This window comes from Streptomyces sp. R818, assembly GCF_056172735.1.
Genome location: NZ_JAOCNE010000003.1, coordinates 1,511,454 through 1,532,574, shown reverse-complemented (window position 1 = coordinate 1,532,574; position 21,121 = coordinate 1,511,454). Strand labels below are relative to the sequence as shown.

The window sequence follows — 21,121 nt, the reverse complement described above, 5'->3', positions numbered from 1 at the left end:
ACGTATGGGACCTGGTGCTGTCGGTGACCTCGATTTGCTCGCCGTACGGGCGCGGGCCGCGCTCGCGCGGGAGATCGCGCAGAGCGGGGTGTGGGACGCGGACGGGGACCCGGGCGGCCGCTGGCGCACCGCGTTCGAGGAAGTGCCGCGCCACCTCTTCGTCCCGTACTACTTCCTCGGCGTACCCGGCGGCTACGAACGGCTCTGGGGCGAGCACCCCGACCCCGAGCGGCGCGAACGCTGGCTGCGCGGGGCCTACGCCGACCAGCCCCTGGCCACCCGGCTGCGCGACGGCGAACTCGTCTCCTCCAGCAGCCAGCCCTCGCTCATGGCCCGGATGCTCGTCGACCTCGGCGTACGGGACGGGGACCGCGTCCTGGAGATCGGCGCGGGCACCGGCTACAACGCGGCGCTCCTCGCCCACCGGCTCGGCGACGAGCGGGTGACGACCGTCGACCTCGACCCCGAGATCACCGAATCGGCCCGGAACCATCTCGCCGCCGCCGGACACCGGCCCGCCGTCGTCACCGGGGACGGGGCGCGCGGCTGCCCCGAGCGCGGCCCGTACGACCGGATCATGGCGACCTGCGCGCTGCGCTCCGTGCCCGTGGCGTGGCTCGGGCAGTGCGCGCCCGGGGCCCGGATCCTCGCCCCGCTGTCCACCGGGCTGCTCGCGCTGACCGTGCGGGACGCGACGCGTGCGGAGGGGCGGTTCCTGCACACCCCGGCGTACTTCGTCGCGCTGCGCGGCGTGGGGGCTCCGCCGGTGCAGCACATCGGGGGGTTGCCGCGGCGGGTTCTGCGGGACGAGCTGTTCCGGTTCTTGTTGACGCTCACGGCCGGGGCCATGGACCCCAACGAGGCGCTCGCGCTGTTCGAGCGGGAGGGGAGGCCTGGGCGCGAACGGTTCGGGGTGACCGTTGGTGGGGGGCGGGAGTGGGCCTGGTTGGATGATCCCCGGGGGCCTTATGTGTGGGGGATCGGGGGATCGCCGTAGGGGGGCGTGGCCGTTGCCGGGTGCGCGTGCGTCGTGGCTGGTCGCGCAGTTCCCCGCGCCCCTGAAGGCGAGCGGCTACGCCGCGCCTCCATCGGGGGTGTGACCCCATTGATGGCGTCGCCCCTGAGATGGCGCACGGAGTGCGCGTCTCAGGGGCGCGGGGAACTGCGCGATCAGCCCCCACCGGGCCGCGGATGGACCGACTACCGCCCGAGCCCCTAGATCCGGTGAATGGTGATTGTGGTCCATGCCCCGACGTGGACCCGGTCGCCATCCTGCAGCGGAACCGGGACGAAGGGCTGGATCGGCTCCTCGCCGCCGTTGACCGTCGTGCCGTTCGTCGAGTTCTGGTCGACGACCGCCCACGTACCGTCCGGCTGCTGCACAAGCACCGCGTGCGAGTGCGAGACACCCGGGTCCTCCGGCGGCACCGACAGATCGATGTCCGGGGTGTCGCCGGTGGAGTGGCGGCGGCGCCCGATCGTGACCTGGTTGCCGGTGAGCTGGCGCTGCTGCTCGGGCGAGTACGCGGGCAGGTTCAGGCCCGACGCCTCGGGGCCGCTGCGGTGCATCATCGCCATGAAGTACTCGCGGTCCGGGCCGATCGTCGCCGACCAGCTCACCGCGTACTGCGGCCGCTGCTGCTGCTGAGGCGCCTGCGGTGCCTGCGGCGCCTGCGGCGCTTGAGGTGCCTGCTGGTGTGCCTGCGGCGGCTGCTGCTGGAACGGCGGTGCCGTCGTCGACGGAGCCGACGCCGGCGCGGGGCCGGACGACGGGGGCGAGATCACCCAGTCGTCACCGTTCGTACCACCGGGGCTCGGCGGACCCTGCGGATGCCCCTGCGGCGGACCCTGCGGATGCCCCTGCGGCGGACCTTGCGGAGGCCCTTGCGGCGACTGCGGCCGCCCGAAGTCAGGGAACGGCTGCGGCGGCCCCGACTGCGGCTGTCCGGGCTGTCCGGGCTGCCCCGGCTGACCCGGATGACCCGGCTGGCCGGGATGCTGCGGCGCGGGCGCCGGAGGCTGCTGCTGGAACGCCTGCGGGAGACCGCCCCGGTCCCGTTCGGCCCCGGCGGCGGCGGGAACGGCGACGGGCCCGAGGGCTCGCTGCCGAACGGGCTCGGCGGGATCGGCTCTGCGGGCCGGTTCATCTGCGAGGGGCGCGAGCCCTGGTACTCGTACGGGTCGGGCCCCTGCGGCGGCTGCTGGAAACGCAGCGCCGGGTTGAGACCCCCAGGACCACCAGGCCCACCAGGCCCACCAGGCCCACCAGGCCCACCAGGACCACCGGGACCGGGGCCACCGGGCCCGCCCTGCGTGGGCAGCGGCGGGTTCGGGGCCGCCGGGGTGTACGACGTCGCCGTGTTCGTGAGGAAGTTCCAGCGGCACTCCTCGCAGAACGGCGCGCCGCCCTCACGCGGCGTACGGCACTGCGGGCACAGCTCGGGCGCGCCGCCCGCGCTCCCCGGCGCCTGCGGCACGGACGGTCCGGGATATCCGTAACCGGCGGCCGGGGGCGGCGGGGGCGGGGGCACGGCACCGGTCATGCGGTGACCGCAGACCTCGCACCAGTCATCGGAACCCGACTGGTGTCCGTTCGGGCAGGTCGGCATGTCGGCGCTTCCCCCTCTCCTTCGCACGTACTCGTATCCGTTCATATCCGCACGTATTCGTACGTGACCGTACGTTCAGTCTGCGTAGCCACGTGGCCGGCTACCTGCATCGGTACCCGGTCCGAGCTGCTACTTCTTCACGCGAACCGTCTTGGTGGACCGGGTCTCGAGAGTCATCTCGTCGGCCTCCGCGACCTTCGCCTTCAATCGAACAGTACCTTCCGCGGCGTCGACCACGTCCACCACCTTCGAAAGCAGTTTCGCCGTATCCGCGTTGCCCGACAGGGCCGCGAGCTGGACAGCGCGGCCGAGTTTCGCCGTCGCCCCGTCGGCGTCGCCGGCCTTGCGCGCGTCCAGGCCCTGCTGGATGACCTGCGCCAGTTCGGCCTGCCCGGTGTAGTGCGCGACCTGCGGGTTGATCGACGTGGAGGCGGCCATGTCGTCCGTCCACACGGCGCGGACGAGACCCTGCGAGAGGGTCTGCGCCGAGCCGTCCTGCTGCGGGACGACCAGGGAGACGCGGGCGGCGAGCATCTCCTGGCCGATCTCGGCGTGGGGGACCTGCACGCACACGTGGTAGTCGCGGGACTCGTCGCCCCACGATCCCGTCGGGTAGTCGCCCGCGCGGGGGCCCGCCTCGGTGCGGCGGCCGGTCAGGTCGCCGACCGTGGGCGCCACCTGCTTGACGAACTTGACCTCGGAGCCGAGCGGCGTCCATAGACGCAGGGAGACGTCGGCCACCTCCTTGCCCATCGCCGTCTCCATCATCTGCGTGAAGTCGGACGCGAGGTGCGCGGGGTCGGCGACGATGTCGGCGGTGCCGAGCAGCGCCGAGGCGACGCCTGTGACCTCTTTCACCTCCCAGTCCGTGCCGACGCCCCGCGCGTCACAGGTGAAACGGCCCGCGCACGCGTCGAGCGTGGCGCGCAGGTCCTCCGGCGACTCGTGCTCGTTGCGCCCGTCGGTGAGCAGGATGCCGTGGCGGATGGAGACGTCCGCGGAGGACAGCAGACGGTCGGCCAGGCGCAGCCAGGTGCCGATCGCGGTGCCGCCGCCCGCGGTGAGCTTGCGCAGTGCCTGCTTGGCCTGTTCGCGGGTGGTGGGATCGGCGACGGCGAGCCGCCCCGCGCCCGGATAGACCTCCTTGGCGACGTGCGTGCCCGCGATCACCGCGAAGTGCACACCGTCGCGCAGGGTGTCGATCGCGGCGGCCGAGGCGTCCCGGGCGCCCCGCATCTTCGTCGGCGGGTAGTCCATCGACCCGGAGCAGTCGACCATGAGCGCCACCGCCGCGTCGGGGCTGTCACCCGCGCTGTACAGGTGCGGTGCGCCCACGGCGGTGCCGATGGTGCCACCGCCGGTGGACGTCACGGTGACGATCGCGTTGACCTCGCGGCCGCCCTCGGGCAGGTACTCGTTCTGGTACACCTCGACCGAGAACTGCGGGATGTTCGACTTCGAGAAGTTCGCCATGACGGTAAGTCCCCCCTAGACACAACCATGCATGCCCGTACAAGCCACGCCCGTACGGAGGCTCAGGCCGATCCTGCCCCTTGTCCCGGAACCGGGAACGGCAGCACCGCCACTGTTACGTTGTCGTGGCCACCGCCGTCGAGCGCGTGCCCGACGAGCACCTGGGCGCAGTGCAGCGGGCGCCGCGCCGCGTCCACGGGGACGACCCGCGCCATCTCCGGCGCGCTCTCCGCGTAGTTCCACAGCCCGTCGGTGCACACCACCACCACACCAGGCCGGTCCGGCTTGAAGGAAGCCGTGTGCGGCTCCAGTTCGTAGGCGTCCGCGCCGAGCCAGCCGGTGATCGCGTGGGCGCGCTCGTCGGCGTACGCCTCCGCCTCGTTCATCAGGCCCGCGGCGACCATCTGCGCGGCCCACGAGTCGTCCTCGGTGAGCCGGGCGGCGGGCGCCGTGCGGTCGTCGGGCACCCAGTAGGCGCGCGAGTCGCCGATCCAGCCGACGATCAGCAGCTCGCGCGTGATGATCGAGCCGACGATGGTGCAGGCCGGGGCGTTCTGGTGCGGCTGGTGCTCGCGCGCCGTCTCGGGCTCCTCGGCGAGGGCGTTGACCGCCTCGGCCGCCGCGACGATCGCCTCGTGCATGGCCTGCTGCGGGTGCGTGCCGCGGGGCAGCGACTCGTGCAGCGCCTCGTTGGCGGCGCGGGACGCGGCGAGGGACGCGTCGTCGGGGCGGGTCGCCGAGGAGACCCCGTCGCAGACGATGGCGACGACGGCGGGGGAGCCGTCGGGCAGCGCGGCCGAGGAGACCGCGAACGCGTCCTCGTTGCGGTGGTGGCGCAGGCCGCGGTCGCTGACGGCGGCGACCGCCCCCAACTCCCGCTCCATGTGGTCGCGTTCGCGCGGCTGGGCGTGCCCGCAGTTCTCGCAGTACCCGTCCGCGTCGACCTGTCCCGCGCGGCACGCCACGCACACCTTCGTGCCCGCGGGCGGCGTCGCGGCCTCCAGGATCTCCGGCGGCACCGTCCGCGGATCGGGCGCGGCCAGCTCGAAGTCACCGCCCGCGCCCTCCGCCGGGTCGTCCAGCTTCACGGCGGCGGGCAGCTCCGTGCCGCCGGACTCGATGCCGGGGATCTCGGCCGGTACGTGGAGGGGCGCGGGCGTGTCCGCACTGCCCGGCGCGGGCGCGTCGGGCCAGTCCACCTCGGGGGCGGCCTGCGCCTGCGGCGCGGTCATGGTCAGCGTCGGCTGGTCGCCGGAGCCCGGCGGCGCCGACGGCACCGAGGACAGGTCGTACCCACACGCGCCGCAGAAGCGGTCGCCCTCGTCGAGCGGCTCCTCGCAGCTGGGACACACGGACATAGCGGCCGCCTTGTGCGTCTGCGCCATCAACTCACACCCACGTCCGGGGGCGGTAGCGGTTGGCCCGCTCCACCAGTTCGATCCTCTCCTCGCCGCGCTGAGCGAGCCTGGCCAGTGTCCGGTACGAGCGCTCCAGGCCGAGGCGCAGGCCGCGCTCGTCCAGATCGTTGCCGAGCACCACCGCGCGCCCGGGACCCGCAGGCTGACCGGAACCCTGCCTACCGGAGAGTACCCAGTCGAGCGCCGTGCCGAGGACCTCGGTGGACAACTGCTCGCGGCGCACGGCGTCGAGCCCGAACGAGTCGAGCGCCTCCACCTGTCCGGCCGCCGCGGTCAGATCGTTCAGCAGCGGGTCCCCGTTCAGCCCCTCGGTCATCCGGCCCCGCAGGCGCGCCCGTACCGAGGCGACGCGGGCCGCCGTGTAGTGGATCGACGACTCCGGGACCGACTCCAGGGTGCGCACCGCGCCGCCCCGGTCGCCCGCCGCGAGCTGTACGCGCGCCAGACCGAACGCGGCGCTGACGTAGCTCGGGTCGGTGGACCACACGAGGCGGTAGTACTCCGCCGCGTTGTCCAGCTGCCCGAGCACCTCGGCGCAGACGCCGAGCGCCAGCTTCGGCGCGGGCTCGCCGGGGAACGCGTCGTACACCGCGTCGAACGACAGGGCCGCGCTCTCGTGGTCGCCCGTCGCGAGCGCCGCCACGCCCCGGTACCAGACCACCCGCCAGTCGTCGGGGTGGTCGGCCTCCAGGGCGGCGAGGCCCCGTACGGCGGAGTCGAGTTCACCCATCTCCAGGCGGGCCCGCAGCTCGCGCAGGCGCAGCTCCAGGGAGCCGGTCGGCGCGGCGTGCAGGGCGGCGATCAGCTCGGCGGGCGCGGACGCCATCAGGCCCGCGAGGAACCCGGCGTTCGGATCGCCCGGATCCACCCGCGGCACCGGCAGGGCGAGCGCCGTCAGCGGTGCCTGCAACTGCTTGACCAGCGCGGACGGCGACGGCGGCAGCGCGGGCACGGGTGGGGGAGCGGCGAGCGCGGCGGCCTTCTGCCGGCCCTGTCCGTTCTGCTTGCCCTGCCCGTTCTGTCGGCCCCGTCCCGGCCGCCGTACGCGGACGGGCACGGCCCGCGCCCCGAGGCGCGACACCTCGCCTTCGAGGCGGCCGAACAACTCCGTGTCCGTGACCTTCACTTCGGGCCCGAACAGCGTCGACAGGGCGGGGCGCGGCCGGTTCGTCTGCAGCGCGACGACCTCGCGCAGCACACCGGTCAGCTGCTCGCTCATCTCCTGCGCGGAGGCGAACCGGCGGGCCGGGTCCGGGTCGGTGGCCCGGACGAGCAGCCGGTAGAAGGACTCGTAGCGGCGGAAGACCTCGATGGTGTCGGGGTCGGGCAGCGAGTCCACGAAGACGTTGGTGTAGCCCTGGAAGTCGAAGGTCAGGACCGCGAGCGTACGGGCGACGGTGTACAGGTCGGAGGCGATGGACGGGCCGACCTCCGCCACCTCGGGCGCCTGGTAGCCCACCGTGCCGTAGATCGCGGACTCGTCGTCGTCCATCCGCCGGACCGCGCCCATGTCGATGAGCTTGAGCTGGTCCTCGGTCTGGATCGCGTTGTCGACCTTGAAGTCGCAGTACAGCAGGTTGCGGCTGTGCAGATGCCCGAGCGCCTCAAGGGCCTCGATGCCGTACGCGCACGCCTGCTCGACCGCGAGCGGGTCGCGCTTGCCGTCCGGCGTGCGCCGCTCGTTGGCGATCTCCTTGAGCGACTTGCCGCCGACGTACTCCATGACGATGTAGCCGTCCATGGAGCCGGTGCGCTGGTCGAGGTGTTCGACGAAGTTGTAGATCCGGACGATGTTGGAGTGCTCGATCTCCGCGAGGAAGCGGCGCTCCGAGATGGCCGCCGCCATCGCGTCCTGGTCACCCGTGTCGAGCAGGCCCTTCAGGACGACCCAGCGGTCGGAGACGGCCCGGTCTATGGCGAGGTAGACCCAGCCGAGCCCGCCGTGCGCCAGACAGCCCACGACCTCGTACTGACCGTGCACCACATCGCCGGGGCCGAGCTTCGGCACGAACGAGTACGGGTGCCCGCACTTCGTGCAGAACCCCTCCGTCCGGCCCGGCCGGCCACCGCGCGCCCGGCCGACCGGGGCGCCGCAGTCCGACCGCGAGCAGAATCGCTTCCGCTCGGGGACCTCCGGGTTCTCCTGCACCATCACGCGCGGGTCGGGCCGCGGCACGTCCGGCACCCGGACGAGCCCGGCGCCGAGCCGCGCCCGCCCCGAACCGCTCGCCGACGTGCCCGAGCTGCGCACGGAGACCGACCGCGACGACCGTGATGTCGGGCTCCCGGAAAGGGAACGCGACAGCCGCCCCGACACCGACCGGCGCGACTGCGACGACCGCGACGAGGCGCGCGACGACGCCCGCGAACTCGACGCCGAACTCTGCGACCCGCGCGATCCGCCGCCCGCGATCCCGGTCGCCGGCGACACCACCAGCCCGGTCGGCGACACGACCGGGGCGAGCCCGCACGTGTCGCAGTACAGCTCGCCGCCGCCGACGTCCTCGTAGGAGCCGGTACAGCCGGGCCGCTGACAGCCCCGGTCGGCGACGATCCCTGCTGATGCCGGCGCCGGTCCCGGTGCAGAGCCCGGTGCCGAGCCCTGCGCCGGTCCGCGCGCTGAGCCCTGCGCCGAGTGCGGTGTCGAGCCCGGTGTCGAGCCCTGCGCCGGTCCGCGCGCTGAGCCCTGCGCCGAGTGCGGTGTCGAGCCCGGTGTCGAGCCCTGCGCCGGTCCGCGCGCTGAGCCCTGCACCGAGCCCGGTGCTGAACCCGGTGTCGAGCCCTGCGCCGGTCCGCGTGCTGAGCCCTGCGCCGAGTGCGGTGCTGAGCCCGGTGTCGAGCCCTGCGCCGGTCCGCGCGCTGAGCCCTGCACCGAGCCCGGTGCTGAACCCGGTGTCGAGCCCTGCGCCGGTCCGCGTGCTGAGCCCTGCGCCGAGTGCGGTGCTGAGCCCGGTGTCGAGCCCTGCGCCGGTCCGCGCGCTGAGCCCTGCGCCGGTCCCTGCGTCGAGCCCGGCACCGATGCCTGCACCGAGCCCGGTGCTGAGCCCGGTGCCGAGCCCTGCGCCGAGTGCGGTGCCGAGCCCGGTGTCGAGCCCTGCACCGAGCCATGCGCCGAGCCCGGTGTCGAGCCCTGTGCGGGCACCCGTACCGGCGCGCCCTCCGGTTTTAGCCCGCAGGTGTCGCAGTACAGCTCCCCGCCCATGTCCTCGTAACGCCCGGTGCAACCGGGCCGCGTGCACTTCTGCCCCTCGGCCATGGCTACGACTCCCCCCTCCGGTCGCTGGGCGCCGCCCGCTCGGGGCCGCCCGACGACAACACCTCGGCGGCCGCCCGCTGGTAGCGAAGCACCGCCTCACCCGCCACCCGCAGATCGCAGGGCGCGCTCCACAGCATGCGGCGCGCCGCGTCGTACCGCTCCACGAGGAACGGGTCCTCCGCGAACCCGAGCCGGGCCACCTTCGCCTTGTACGCGTCGAGCCGCCCGCGCAGTTCGGCGCGGACGGCCAGGGGCTGGGTCACCGCCGTCAACGACTCGCGGGCGCGCAGCAGTTCGTCGTCGGCCTTCGTCTCCAGGGACTCCAGGAGCGGCGAGAGCCGGTGCCACTGGCCGTGTCTGCGGTACTCGGCGGCCCGCGCCAACTGCTCCTGCAACGCGATCGGCGGCCCCGACACCGCGGGCACCTCCGACGCCGCGATCTTCGCGAGGACCTCGCCGCGCGCCGATCTCGCCTCGGCGAGCGTACGGTCCGCGCGCGAGAGCACGTCCCGCAGCCGGCCGAGCCGCGCCTCCGCGTCCTGCCGCACCGTCAGCACGGCCTCGATCTCGCGCCGCACCTCTTCCAGGGCGCGCGCCTGCCGGTCGTACGCCGTCGTGTCCGGCCGCCCGCCCCCCGGGGCCGAACTGCCCGACGCCTTCCGCCAGTACGTGAGCGGGTCCGAGACCACTTCCTCGCGCAGCCGGGTCAGCGCGGAGGTGATCCGCTCCAGGTCGTCCCCGGACGGGTGCTCACCGGGCCGTACGCCGACCGAGTGCGCGAGGCGGCGTGTGCGGTGCAGCTCGGCGGCGAGCAGGTCGATCCGGGCGGGCAGCGCCGACCACACCGCGTCGGCGGCGACGACCATGTCCAGGGACGACGCGTACAGCTCGTTCATCCGCTCCACGAGCGCGGCGAGCGTGAAGTGCTCGGACAGCTTCGCCGGACCGGTGATCGACTGCGCCCCGCCGTTCGTGCCCGCGCCCGGCGCGACCGTGACGGACTCGCCGCGCAGCAGCTCCGTCAGCTGCGTGAGGTCCTCCCGGTTCGGCCACTTGCGCCGGGAACGGACGTCGCGCGCGGAGCGCAGCGCCCCCGTGTACGCGTCGAAGTACGTCCAGAGCAGCGTGATCGCCTGCTCGGCGGCGGCCCAGCGCTCCCGGGTCGCCCCGGTGAGCTGCGCGCCTTCGAGCAGGCGTCGCCCGGCGTGGTCCTGGAGCGCGAGCAGCGATGTCTCGATCGCCTCGTGCTCGGCACCGAGCCGGGCGAGGGCACGGTCCACCTCGTCCCGGTCCATCACCGGACCAGGGGGTCCCGCGACGCCCATCGATCACCTCTCGCTTCTTTCGGTTCCCACATCGGACAGCGTGCCGGGCCGGTCACTTGTACTTGGGCGCGGGCGGTCCCTCCGACGCGCCGAGCGCGGTCTTCAGCCAGCGGTCGTACGACGTCTGCCAGCCGCCGCCCGGCTTGCGGTAGTCCTCCAGGACCTCGTTGACCCGGCGGACCAGCTCGTCCGAACCTTTCTTCATGGCGACGCCGTAGTACTCCTCGGTGAACGGCTCGCCCTTGAGCTGCACCGTGGGGTCCTGCGCGGCCTGGCTCGCCGCGAGGGCGCCGTCGGTGACCACCGCGTCGACCTCGCCGAGCTGGAGGCGCACCAGGCAGTCCAGCTGGTTCGGCACCGTCGTGGAGATGTCGGTGTCCTCGGGGATCTTCTTCTCCGCCAGGCCCTGCTTCAGCGCGGTCTCGGCGGTCGAACCGGCGGCGGAGCAGACCCGCTTGCCGCCGAGCGTGTCGTCGAACCCGTCGATCCCCGACGCCTTCGGGGCGAGCACCTGCTGGCCCGTCTGGAAGTACGCGGTGGAGAAGTCGACGTCCTTGAGGCGCTCGCAGCTGATGGTCATCGTGCGGACCACCATGTCGACGTCGCCGCGCTTGATCGCCGGGATGCGCTGGTTGGTGGGGATGGCCTTGAAGCGGATCTTGTCGGGGCTGCCGAGGATCTCCTTGGCGATCTCGTGCGCGAGATCGATGTCGAAGCCCTCCAGCTCACTTGACTTCCCCGTGCTGTTCGGGTCGCGGTAGCCCCACCGGTAGCTGTTCTGGTCGACGCCGACCGACAGATAGCCCCGGTCCTTGATGTCCTGCACCGCGCCGCCGCTGTCACTGCCGGACCGGCTGACACTGCGCTCCGGTTCCTTGCCCGGCACGTCCGGATCGCAGTCGTCGGCCGCGGCCTGGACACCGGTGGCGACACCACCGGCTCCGGTCTCCGCGGGCGCCGCGTCCGCGTGGCCGCCGCTGCCGACGCCGCGCTGCGTCAGGGGGAGCAGCAGCGCGAACACCACCGTCAGGGCGCAGGCCACCGCCATCGACGCCACGCCGCCCCAGCCGCGCAGACTCACCCCGCGGATGCCGTGATCACGTCGTGGCCCTCGTAGCCCTTGTAGCCCTCGTAGCCCTCGTGGCCCTCGTGGCCTTCGTTCCCTCATCGCCGCACCCCCTCTCACCGGTACTCCGACAGCCTGCGCCCGATGCCGAGCACCGCGCCCACCGCGGCGAGCACGGCCAGCACGGCCGCGCCGACGGGCAGCCCCGTCATCGCGTCACGGCCGCCGCCCGCCTCGCTGCTGAACTGACGCTGCTCGTGCGCGAGCGCCTTGTCGAGATTCTGGTCCACCAGATCGAAGCACTCACCCGTCGGCTTGTCCTGCTTCGATCCGATGATCTTGTCGAGCGCGGCCTGGTAGTCGCCGTCCTCGTCCTTGTTCCGCGCGTCGGTGTGGCGCTTGAGCCACTCCTTCATGCTGGCGTTCGCCCCGCCGACGGGCGTGCGCCCCGCCGCGTCGTCGGCCAGCCCGTCCGCCGCCGTCAGCTTCGCCGCAAGGACGTCCATCTGCTTCTGGAAGTCGACGTCGTACTTGTCCTTGGTCTCGCCCTTGACGGTCGTCGTCTCGGCGCCCCGGCTGACCAGCGTCAGGTTCTCGTTCCCGCGCGCCTTCAGGGAGGCGATGGACGCGTCGTGCAGCACGTTCAGCGACCGTACGCCGTGGTCGTACGAGGCGTTGAGCCCGCTGCGCGCGACCGTGTGCCCCACGACGAGCCACAGCAGGACGACGACGGAGGCGGCCGTGGCGGCGAGCATCCCGTGGTTGAACACCCGGTTCGTCCGCCGGTAGTTGCGCCGCTGCGCCCACACCAGGAAGCCGAGCGCGAGCACGCCGACCGCGATCGCGATCCAGGGGTACGGGGTCGCCGCGTCGTAGTCGTCGCGCAGCCGCTGGTTCTCGGTCGTGTAGAGATTCTCCGCCTCGGGGAGCATCTCGGTCTGCATCTTCTCGTTCGCGTACCGCAGGTAGGCGCCGCCCAGCGGGAAGCCCTGCCGGTTGTTGGCGCGGGCCCGCTCGATGAGGCCCTTGTACTGCGGCAGCAGCGTGTTGAGCTTCGCGATGGTTTTGGCGGAGGGCGAGCCAGGATCGGTGCTCGCGGCCGCGGTGACGAGCTTGCCGGCGGCCGTACGGATGTCCTTCTCGTACCGGTCGCGGACGGCGGCGGGCTCCTGGCCGCCCGCCAGGAAGCCGCTGGACGCGGCGGTGTTGGCGTCCGCCAAGGAACGGTAGATGTCGGCCGCGTCCGCGCTCAGCGGCTGGCTGGAGCGCAGCACGTCGTCGGCCGCCGCCGAGCGGTCCGTCATCTGCCACGCCGTCGTCGCCCCGAACGCGACGACGAGCAGTGCGAGCAGCGCGCCGATGATCCGCAGCCGGCCGGGCTCGGTGGTCGCCGCCGAACGCAGGCGGTCGACGCCTTCCGCCCAGGCGGTTCGCCTTGCCGGCGTGGGTGGGGGTACGGGTGTGGGTGCGGGCATGGCTGGTACGGGGTGCGGCGCCGGCGGTTGCTGCGGAGGCACGTTCGGCCTCGGCGGCGCGGCGCTCCCGTTCGGCGGGTGTGTCACTCGACCCTCCCCCATGGAGTCGTACGTCGGCCGCAAGTATCGCTGCCGCGCCGGACATCCGCACAGCCATTCACTGGATCTTGTTTTCCGGCCCCTCCCTTGAACACGAACTGGGGGTGTGTTCGGTTCCCGAGCACGAGTGCCAGCCTGCGGCGGTCCTCTTGTTCTCCGGGTGCGGCGCCGTCGTGGCTGGTCGCGCAGTTCCCCGCGCCCCTGGGACGCGCACTTCGTGCGGCGGTCCTTTTGTTCTTCGGGTGCGGTGCCGTCGTGGTTGCTCGCGCAGTTCCCCGCGCCCCTGGGGCGCGCACTGCGTGCGGCGGTCCTTTTGTTCTTCGGGTGCGGCGCCGTTGTGGTTGCTCGCGCAGTTCCCCGCGCCCCTGGGACGCGCACTTCGTGCGGCGGTCCTCTTGTTCGCCGGGTGCGACGCCGTCGTGGCTGGTCGCGCAGTTCCCCGCGCCCCTGAGATGCGCACTGCGTGCGCCATCTCAGAGGGGCGCGCGTGATGCGCCCCGCGCAAGGGCGCCTCGCACGGCGGCGGCGCGCCTAGGAGGGGCGCACGTGGGAAGCGCCCCATGGGGCTGCGGCGGAGCCGCATGCTTCAGGGGCGCGGGGAACTGCGCGACCAGCCACGACGCGACCCGCACTCGGCGACGAGAGATCCGGCCCTACGGCGCGACCCTCACCCCGCAAAGGCCCGCCGCAACCTCGCATGGACCGCAGGCACCGCCCCCACAAAGTCCAGCCCCAACAACCCCGCCCCCAGAACGGGCCGCTCGGACACCACCCGGACCACCGCCTTCGGCGCCCGCTCACCCAGCAACTCCCGCACACGGGAATCGAGCTGAGGATGGCGCGCGGCCAGCACACTCCCCCCGAGCAGCACAGGCACCTCCTCCTCCAGCAGATCCAGCCGCCGCAGCGCAACCGTCGACATGGCCACCACTTCCTCGGCCATCCGGTCCACGAGCCGCCGGGCCACCGGATCCCCGTCCGCCGCGGTGGCGAACAGCACGGGCGCGCACTCGTGCCGCCGCGCCGCCGCCAACCGCCCGAGGTGCAGCGCCTCGATCAGCGCGTACATGGAGGACAGCCCGAAGTGCTCGGGGAGCGTGCGCATCAGGGCCGTGCGCTCCCCGCGCCCGTCCTCCGCCCGCGCCGCGTACCAGAGCGCCTCGTCGGCGAGCCCCCCGCCGCCGCCCCAGTCCCCGGACATCTTCCCGATCGCGGGGAACCGCGCGGTACGCCCGTCGGGCAGCATGCCCACGCAGTTGATCCCGGCGCCGCACACGACGGCGACCCCGCGCGGCTCGGCGTCCTCCAGAAGCCCGGCCCGCAGCACGGCGAACGTGTCGTTGCGTACGTCCACACTCGCCGCCCCGGACCAGCCACGCGCGCGTACCGCCCGCGCGAGCTGCTCCTCCTCGACCGGCAGATCGGCGTTGGCGAGACAGGCCGAGACGTGGTCGACGGTGTCGACGCCCGCCTGCGCGAACGCCCGGCCGACCGCCTCCGCGAGGACGTCCACGGCCGGCTCGACGCCCACGTAGGGCGGTTGGAACCCGCCGCCGCGGGCCATGGCGACGACACTGCCGTCGGCCGCGACCACCGCGACGTCGGTCTTGCTGTTCCCCGCGTCGATGGCAAGGACGGTCATGCCCACGCGAGATGCTCCCGGTTGTGCGCGATCAGCTGGTCGGTGAGGTGCTCGGCGTACTCGATCTGGCCGATCAGCGGATGGGCGAGCAGCGCCTTGAAGACGCGTTCCCGGCCCCCGCGCAGCGCGGCGTCCAGGGCGAGGTCCTCGTAGGCGGTGACGCCCGCCACGAGGCCCGCGTACAGCGGGTCGAGGCGCGGCACGGGCAGCGGACGCGCGCCCTTGCCGTCGACGGCGGCCTGCACCTCGATGACGGCGTCGTCGGGCAGGAACGGCAGGGTGCCGTTGTTGTACGTGTTGACGACCTGGTGCGCGGACCCGCCCCCGCCGAGGAGTGACGCGGCGAGGTCCACGGCCGCCTCGCTGTAGAAGGCGCCGCCGCGCTTGGCGAGCAGCGCGGGCTTCTCGTCGAGCGTCGGGTCGCCGTACATCTTCAGCAGCTCGCGCTCCATCTCGGCGACCTGCGCGGCCCGCGACGGCTTGGTGCGCAGCTCCCGTACGACGGCGTCGTGCTGGTAGTAGTAGCGCAGGTAGTACGAGGGCACGACCCCGAGCCGGTCGACGAGCGTGCGCGGCATGTGCAGGTCCTCGGCGATCGCGTCCCCGTGCTCGGCGATGAGGCGCGGCAGCAGGTTCTCGCCGTCCGGGCCGCCGAGGCGGACGCCCAGCTCCCAGGTGAGGTGGTTGAGGCCGACGTGGTCGAGGTGCACCTCGCCGGGCGCCACGTCGAGCAGCTTGGCGAACTTGCGCTGGAAGCCGATGGCCACATTGCACAGCCCGACGGCCTTGTGCCCGGCTTGCAGCAACGCGCGCGTGACGATGCCGACCGGGTTGGTGAAGTCGATGATCCAGGCGTCCGGGTTGGCGCGGCGCACACGCTCGGCGATGTCGAGCACGACGGGCACGGTCCGCAGCGCCTTCGCCAGGCCGCCCGCCCCGGTCGTCTCCTGGCCGACGCAGCCGCACTCCAGGGGCCACGTCTCGTCCTGGTTGCGCGCGGCCTGGCCGCCGACGCGCAGCTGGAGCAGCACGGCGTCGGCGTCCGCCACGCCCTCGTCCACGTCGGACGTTGTACGTATGACTCCCGGGTGGCCCTGCTTGGCGAAGATGCGGCGGGCGAGGCCGCCCACCAGTTCCAGGCGGTCGGCGGCGGGGTCGACGAGCACGAGCTCCTCGATCGGCAGCGTGTCCCTCAGCCGCGCGAAACCGTCGATGAGTTCGGGGGTGTAGGTCGATCCTCCGCCGACCACTGCGAGCTTCATAACTGTCCTTACCGTCCTTACTGCCGTTAGCCCTTGACCCCGGTGAGGGTGACGCCTTCGACGAAGGCTTTCTGTGCGAAGAAGAAGACGATGCAGACCGGCGCCATCACGAGCAGCGTCGCGGCCATCGTCAGGTTCCAGTTGACGCTGTGCGCGGACTTGAACGATTCGAGCCCGTAACTGAGCGTCCAGGAGGCCGGGTTCTGGGCCGCGTAGATCTGCGGCCCGAAGTAGTCGTTCCAGCAGTAGAAGAACTGGAACAGCGCGATCGCGGCGATGCCCGGCTTGGCCATCGGCACGACGATCTTCAGCAGGGTCCGCAGCTCACCGCAGCCGTCGACCTTCGCCGACTCGATGTACTCCTTCGGGATCGTCAGCAGGAACTGACGGAGCAGGAAGATCGAGTACGCGTCGCCGAACGCCATCGGGATGATCAGCGGCCACAGCGTCCCGGAGAGATGGAACTGCTGCGCCCAGACGAGATACATCGGGATGACGATGACCTGCGGCGGCAGCATCATCGTCGAGATGACGAGCAGCATCGCCGTCCGCCGCCCGCGGAAGCGGAACTTGGCGAGTGCGTAGGCGACGGGCACGGCCGAGCAGACGGTGAAGAGCGTGCCCAGGCCCGCGTAGAGGAGCGAGTTCTTCCACCAGTCGAGGAACCCGTCGGTCCGGAAGACGGTCTTGTAGTTCTCCCAGTGCCAGGAGCTGGGCCACAGATCGCCGCTCATCGCCTGGTCGTCGCTCATCACGGACGTCAGGAAGACGAAGACGAACGGCAGGACGAAGAGGAGCGCGACGGCGATCGCGATGCTGTGGACGGCGATCCAGTGCAGGACGCGCTTGCGGCGGGCGCGGGCGTCGGCCGGGCCTCTCCCGGAGGAGGTGGCGGCGGCCGCGGTGGCCGCCGGGCGCAGGGTCGTAGTGGTCATGGGGGATCAGTCCTCCGCCGAGAGCAGGCCCGAGCGCTTGCGCATGAGCAGCATGGTCACGGCCATCGCGATGACGAACAGGACGAGCGAGAGCACGCACGCCGCGCCGGTGTTGAAGTTCTGGAAGCCCATCGAGTAGACGAGCTGGGGGACGGTCAGCGTCGAGTGGTCGGGGTACCCCGGCTGGATCACGGACCCGGGTCCGATGGAGACACCGGAGGCGATCTTCCCGGCGACCAGCGCCTGCGTGTAGTACTGCATCGTCTGTACGACACCGGTCACCACGGCGAACATCACGATCGGCGTGATCGACGGCCAGGTCACGAACCGGAACTTGCTCCAGGCCCCCGCCCCGTCGAGCTCCGCCGCCTCGTACTGCTCCTTCGGTACGTCGAGGAGCGCGGCCATGAAGATGACCATGAGGTCGCCGATGCCCCAGAGCGAGAGCATGACCAGGGAGGGCTTGGCCCAGGCGGCGTCGTTGAACCAGTTGGGCCCCTCGATGCCGATCTTGCTCAGGACCTCGTTCACCGGCCCGGTGGCGGGATTGAGCAGGAAGACGAAGGCGACGGTCGCGGCGACCGGCGGAGCGAGATAGGGCAGATAGAACGCGGTCCGGAAGAACCCGACCCCGCTCTTGATCTTCGTCACGAGCAGCCCGAGCGAGAGCCCGAAGACGACCCGGAGCGCCACCATGATCACGACGAGCCACAGCGTGTTCCACAGGGCGGGCCCGAACAGCGGCATGTCCTGGAACACGTACTTCCAGTTCCGCAGCCCCACGAAGGTGGGCGCCTTGATCTGGTTGTAGTGCATGAACGAGAAGTAGACGGTGGCAAGGAGCGGATAGGCGAAGAAGACGCTGAACCCGATCAGCCAGGGCGAGAGAAAGCCGAGCGTGCGCAGTCTGCGGCGCGCGGGCCGGGAGAGTGTGAGTGCCATGCGCGAATTCCTGATCCTCAGTTCTGCGACTGCAGGGTGTCGGCGTCGATGAGCTTGTCGAGGCGTTGCAGCCCCTTCTTCAGATCCGGGACCTTCCCCGCCTCCTCGGTGTACGAGAAGTCCTGGAGCTGGACGACGTACATGCCGCCATTGGTCGACGGAGGCAGCACCTGGCTGTACTTGTTCTTGGCGATGTCGAGGAACGTGCGGAAGGTCGGATCGGCATCGAGCTTCGGCGAGGCGAGCGCGGCCTTCGTCGACGGCACGTTGTGAATGGCATTGGCGAACGCGACGACCTGGTCCGTGTCGGCGGTCAGGAACTTCACCAGCTCCCAGGCGGCGTTCTGGTGCTTGCTGCTGTGCGCGATCCCGGCGACGGTGCCGGTGAGATAGCCCCGCCCGTACGTCTCGGCCTGGTCGTCGGGGACGGGCAGCGGCGCGACGTCCCAGTCGAACTTCGCCTCGCTCTCGTCCAGCATCAGTCCGCGCCATTCCCCGTCCAGATGCATGGCGAGTTTCCCGCTGAGGAAAGCGTTCTGATTGGACATCTCATCGCCGAACGAGGTCCGGAACCGCTCAAGGGCGTTGTAGCCGCCCTGCGCGTCCATCAGCTTCTTCGCGGTGTCGAAGAACGCGTACGTAGCCGGGTCCTTGGACAGCCGGGACTTTCCGTCCTTGTCGAAGTACGTGGGCCCCCACTGGGCGAACAGCCGGTCGGGACTGTTCTGGTAGAGCCGGAAGTTGGGCATGAACCCGACGCGCTTGTACGAGCCCCCGTCCTTCTCCGTCAGCTTCTCCGAGTCGGCGATGAACTCGGACATCGTCTTGGGCGGGTGGGTGATGCCCGCCTCCTCGAACGCGTCCTTGTTGTAGTACATCCCGAAGGCGTCGGCGAGCAGCGGCAGGGCGCACTGATTGCCGTCGTAACTCGTGTAGTCGAGCAGCGACTGCGGAAAGACCTTCTTCTTGTCGAGCCCGGTCTTCCTCATGAACGGGTCGAGGTCGACCCACATGCCGGAGTCGCAGTACTGGCCGACGTTGTTGGTGGTGAAGGAGGAGACGACGTCGGGGGCCTCGTCACCGCCGGCGCGCAGCGCCTGGTTGACGGTGGCGTCGGAGACGTTGCCGGTGGCCTCCACCTCGATGTTCGGGTGCGCCTTCTCGAAGCGGACGATCGAGTCGTTGATCGCCTTCACCTCGCCGGGGGCCGACCAGCCGTGCCAGAACTTGATGGTGACCGGCTTCGTCGGATCGTCGTCGGCGCTGCCGGTGCTCGGGTTGGCACAGCCGGCGAGCAGCAGCCCGGCGGCGGCGAGCACGACGGGAGCGCGCAGGGGTATACGCCATCGGGGCATGGCGAACGTCCTTTACGTGTACGGGGTCGGGGGAGCGGGACTTCTGGGGCGGGCGTCAGGCGCCGCTGGTGTCGAAGACGGTGTCGCGGGCCTGGGTGAGGGCGGTGCGCAGGGCGCCGGTGAGGATGGGGTCGCCGTCGAGCTCGCTGATGCGCAACTGGGGCCGGGGCAGCGCGAGTCCGGTCAGCTCGGCCTCGACGCGCTCGCGCAGCGCGTCGCCGCCGGCCTGGGCGACCTGCCCCGAAAGGACGACGAGTTCGGGGTCGACCACGGCGACGACGGCGGCGAGCCCGGTGGCGAGGCGGCGGGCGACCTCGTCGAGCACGGGCGCCTGGGCGAGCGCCCCGGCGAGATCGGCGGCGTCCGGCGCGAGGTGGCGTACGGCCGGGGCGGCGACGAGGCTCTGGAACCCGCCGCCCGCGTCCGTCCGGGCGGCGACGGCATCACCGCCGCGGGCCAGCGGGGCGCCGGGCAACGGCATGTAGCCGATCTCCCCGGCGCCGCCGGTGGCACCGCGCAGCAGGACACCACCAAGGACGATGGCGGCGCCGACGCCTTCGTCCACGTAGGCGAGCACAAAATCGTCGTGATCCTGGGCGGCGCCTTCGTACTGCTCGGCGAGGGCGGCCAGATTGACGTCGTTCTCGATGGAGACGGGGGTGCCGAGCACCTCGGCGAGTTCGGCCAGCAGCGTGCGCGAGTGCCAGCCCGGCAGGTGCGGCGCGTAACGGAGCTGTCCGGTGCCGGGGTCGATGGCGCCCGGTGTGCCGATGACGGTGGCGGTGAGGTCGTCGTGCCCGAGCCCTGCCTGGGCGAGCGCCCCGTCCACGGCTTCGGCGACGAGCTGCGCGGTCCGGTGCCGCACGTCCTCCGCGACGGCGTGCGCCTCGATCCGGCACCGGCCGCGCTCGGCGCCGGTGACGTCGGCGACGACGGCCGTGATGCCGGTGGGGTCGGCGGAGAGCGCGGCCACGTGCGCGGCGCCGGGGTCGATCTCGTAGAGCATGGCGTTCGGCCCCGGGCGCCCGCTCTGACTCCCGGTGGCGCGCACGAGCCCGGCGGCTTCGAGCCGCCCGAGGACCTGCGAGGTGGTCGGCTTGGAGAGGCCGGTGAGTTCGCCGATGCGGGTACGGGTGAGGGGGCCGTGGGCGACGAGGAGATCGAGCGCGGCGCGGTCGTTCATGACGCGCAGGACGCTGGGGGTGCCGGGGGTTGCCACCATGGCCGCTCTGCCTCCTCGCCGCACTGTTAGGAAACTTTCCTATCGGCTGCGAGGAACGTAAGTGTCCGGCGACGGGGCCGTCAATAGGGGGTGGAGGCGAGGGAGCCAAGTCGTTATACGGGGGCCAGGCGGGCGCGACCTGGCGGCCTCAGCCCGTGAACGGAGCGGTGTCGAGCGTCGGGTAGGGCTCGGGCAGCGGCAGCGGACGGCCGAGATCGACCTCGGTGCGGGTCGTGTAGTGATCGTCGGCCGGGACGGAGTGACAGGTGGCCGTCTTGGCGTGCCGGTCGATCAGGACGTAGACGGGCACGTCGGCGGCGGCGTAGGTCCGCAGTTTCGGCCCGGTGTCCGTCTCGTGGTTGCTGGAGGTGACTTCGCCGACGAGGGCGACCATGTCGAGGGGGTACCAGCCGCGATGGGCCTCGCGAGAGGACTCGTCGAGATCGTTGGGCTCGCGTCGGCAGACATAGAAGTCCGGGATGAGCAGCGCGCGGGTTGTTCCGTCCTGGTGGGCGAGCCTGTACCCGTTGTTGGCGCCGGCCAGGTCGAACCCCGCCAGATGGAACTGGACGATCAGCTTGACCGCCCCGGCATTGTGGTGGTGCCCCGGCCGCGACGGCGCGTGGGTCGTCCCCTCGATGAACTCGGGCCGGAGAGGCATCGCGCACGCCTCCTCGACCGCGAGCAGCAGGTCCGTCGGGTCCTGCTCTGGGTGCATGAACGGCTCCCTGTCCAGGGGGCCGTGATGCCCCGCGCAAAACTGTGGGCCGTGCCGGGCGGGGCGGTCCGGGGTATGCGCGTCTGTTCACTCGAACGAGAGTGCAGAAGCGTTCCGCTCCGCAGAGGCCGGTTCGTTGCCCTTCAGTGCGGCGTTACCTTGAAGCGGGTCCAAGAGGTCGGGGAGAGGAGCACCAGGGGGGCGGTAGGGCTCGGCTCCTTGGAGTCCCGGACGGCGACGACGCCTTTGACGTTGCGGGCAACTTGAACGCACTCGCCACCCGCGTCGCTGTAGCTGGAGGTCTCGAAGGCGAACCTGTGCATG

15 protein-coding genes and 1 pseudogene are annotated in these 21,121 nt (G+C 71.9%); 1 reads left to right on the top strand and 15 read right to left on the bottom strand.

Annotated features, from left to right (window positions below; translation table 11 throughout):
• The first annotated feature begins 4 nt into the window (after nt 1-4).
• Nucleotides 5-997, top strand: a complete 993-nt coding sequence (locus N5I75_RS12060) for a methyltransferase domain-containing protein (RefSeq protein WP_476676701.1) — start codon at nt 5-7, stop codon at nt 995-997.
• 218 nt (nt 998-1,215) lie between these two features.
• Here the strand turns inward: N5I75_RS12060 and N5I75_RS12055 are convergent.
• The 15 genes and pseudogenes from N5I75_RS12055 to N5I75_RS11985 all read right to left on the bottom strand — a co-directional run bounded on the left by N5I75_RS12055 (nt 1,216) and on the right by N5I75_RS11985 (nt 21,120).
• Nucleotides 1,216-2,609: pseudogene (locus N5I75_RS12055) on the bottom strand (FHA domain-containing protein).
• 129 nt (nt 2,610-2,738) lie between these two features.
• Nucleotides 2,739-4,082: a vWA domain-containing protein gene (locus tag N5I75_RS12050; RefSeq protein WP_476676700.1), complete on the bottom strand. Its 1,344-nt coding sequence runs from the start codon at nt 4,080-4,082 to the stop codon at nt 2,739-2,741.
• A gap of 62 nt (nt 4,083-4,144) precedes the next feature.
• Nucleotides 4,145-5,467 (bottom strand): protein phosphatase 2C domain-containing protein, encoded by a 1,323-nt coding sequence (locus N5I75_RS12045; protein ID WP_476676699.1) that lies wholly within the window; start codon nt 5,465-5,467, stop codon nt 4,145-4,147.
• A 4-nt stretch (nt 5,468-5,471) separates the two neighbouring features.
• On the bottom strand, nt 5,472-8,054 hold the full coding sequence (locus N5I75_RS12040) for a serine/threonine-protein kinase (RefSeq protein ID WP_476677026.1): 2,583 nt from the start codon (nt 8,052-8,054) through the stop codon (nt 5,472-5,474).
• Nucleotides 8,055-8,758: 704 nt separating this feature from the next.
• Nucleotides 8,759-10,081 (bottom strand): coiled-coil domain-containing protein, encoded by a 1,323-nt coding sequence (locus N5I75_RS12035; protein WP_476676698.1) that lies wholly within the window; start codon nt 10,079-10,081, stop codon nt 8,759-8,761.
• 52 nt (nt 10,082-10,133) lie between these two features.
• Complete coding sequence (locus tag N5I75_RS12030; RefSeq protein WP_476677025.1) at nt 10,134-11,129, bottom strand: glutamate ABC transporter substrate-binding protein; 996 nt, start codon at nt 11,127-11,129, stop codon at nt 10,134-10,136.
• Between the two features lie 134 nt (nt 11,130-11,263).
• Entirely contained in the window at nt 11,264-12,709 is a 1,446-nt protein-coding gene (locus N5I75_RS12025; RefSeq protein ID WP_476676697.1) for a hypothetical protein, read from the bottom strand.
• Between the two features lie 679 nt (nt 12,710-13,388).
• Nucleotides 13,389-14,363: an N-acetylglucosamine kinase gene (locus N5I75_RS12020; RefSeq protein ID WP_476676696.1), complete on the bottom strand. Its 975-nt coding sequence runs from the start codon at nt 14,361-14,363 to the stop codon at nt 13,389-13,391.
• On the bottom strand, nt 14,360-15,625 hold the full coding sequence (locus N5I75_RS12015; RefSeq protein WP_476676695.1) for a 6-phospho-beta-glucosidase: 1,266 nt from the start codon (nt 15,623-15,625) through the stop codon (nt 14,360-14,362). Before N5I75_RS12015 ends, N5I75_RS12020 begins: the two co-directional genes overlap by 4 nt.
• 26 nt (nt 15,626-15,651) lie before the next feature.
• Nucleotides 15,652-16,560 (bottom strand): carbohydrate ABC transporter permease, encoded by a 909-nt coding sequence (locus tag N5I75_RS12010; protein WP_476676694.1) that lies wholly within the window; start codon nt 16,558-16,560, stop codon nt 15,652-15,654.
• 6 nt (nt 16,561-16,566) lie between these two features.
• Complete coding sequence (locus tag N5I75_RS12005; RefSeq protein ID WP_476676693.1) at nt 16,567-17,502, bottom strand: carbohydrate ABC transporter permease; 936 nt, start codon at nt 17,500-17,502, stop codon at nt 16,567-16,569.
• A 17-nt stretch (nt 17,503-17,519) separates the two neighbouring features.
• On the bottom strand, nt 17,520-18,857 hold the full coding sequence (locus N5I75_RS12000; protein WP_476676692.1) for an ABC transporter substrate-binding protein: 1,338 nt from the start codon (nt 18,855-18,857) through the stop codon (nt 17,520-17,522).
• Between the two features lie 55 nt (nt 18,858-18,912).
• Entirely contained in the window at nt 18,913-20,079 is a 1,167-nt protein-coding gene (locus N5I75_RS11995) for an ROK family transcriptional regulator (RefSeq protein WP_476676691.1), read from the bottom strand.
• 148 nt (nt 20,080-20,227) lie between these two features.
• A complete protein-coding gene (locus N5I75_RS11990; RefSeq protein ID WP_476676690.1) occupies nt 20,228-20,797 on the bottom strand; it encodes a Uma2 family endonuclease in 570 nt (189 codons plus the stop codon).
• Between the two features lie 143 nt (nt 20,798-20,940).
• Nucleotides 20,941-21,120: a DUF397 domain-containing protein gene (locus N5I75_RS11985; RefSeq protein WP_476676689.1), complete on the bottom strand. Its 180-nt coding sequence runs from the start codon at nt 21,118-21,120 to the stop codon at nt 20,941-20,943.
• Between the last annotated feature and the right edge of the window lies 1 nt (nt 21,121).

Excerpts from the sequence above, each read along its gene's own strand:
- N5I75_RS12060 (WP_476676701.1), top strand. The coding sequence starts at position 5 with ATGGGACCTGGTGCTGTCGGTGACCTCGATTTGCTCGCCGTACGGGCG.
- N5I75_RS12050 (WP_476676700.1), bottom strand. The coding sequence starts at position 4,082 with ATGGCGAACTTCTCGAAGTCGAACATCCCGCAGTTCTCGGTCGAGGTG.
- N5I75_RS12045 (WP_476676699.1), bottom strand. The coding sequence starts at position 5,467 with ATGGCGCAGACGCACAAGGCGGCCGCTATGTCCGTGTGTCCCAGCTGC.
- N5I75_RS12035 (WP_476676698.1), bottom strand. The coding sequence starts at position 10,081 with ATGGGCGTCGCGGGACCCCCTGGTCCGGTGATGGACCGGGACGAGGTG.
- N5I75_RS12030 (WP_476677025.1), bottom strand. The coding sequence starts at position 11,129 with ATGGCGGTGGCCTGCGCCCTGACGGTGGTGTTCGCGCTGCTGCTCCCC.
- N5I75_RS12020 (WP_476676696.1), bottom strand. The coding sequence starts at position 14,363 with ATGACCGTCCTTGCCATCGACGCGGGGAACAGCAAGACCGACGTCGCG.
- N5I75_RS12015 (WP_476676695.1), bottom strand. The coding sequence starts at position 15,625 with ATGAAGCTCGCAGTGGTCGGCGGAGGATCGACCTACACCCCCGAACTC.
- N5I75_RS12010 (WP_476676694.1), bottom strand. The coding sequence starts at position 16,560 with ATGACCACTACGACCCTGCGCCCGGCGGCCACCGCGGCCGCCGCCACC.
- N5I75_RS12005 (WP_476676693.1), bottom strand. The coding sequence starts at position 17,502 with ATGGCACTCACACTCTCCCGGCCCGCGCGCCGCAGACTGCGCACGCTC.
- N5I75_RS12000 (WP_476676692.1), bottom strand. The coding sequence starts at position 18,857 with ATGCCCCGATGGCGTATACCCCTGCGCGCTCCCGTCGTGCTCGCCGCC.
- N5I75_RS11995 (WP_476676691.1), bottom strand. The coding sequence starts at position 20,079 with ATGGTGGCAACCCCCGGCACCCCCAGCGTCCTGCGCGTCATGAACGAC.
- N5I75_RS11990 (WP_476676690.1), bottom strand. The coding sequence starts at position 20,797 with ATGCACCCAGAGCAGGACCCGACGGACCTGCTGCTCGCGGTCGAGGAG.
- N5I75_RS11985 (WP_476676689.1), bottom strand. The coding sequence starts at position 21,120 with ATGCACAGGTTCGCCTTCGAGACCTCCAGCTACAGCGACGCGGGTGGC.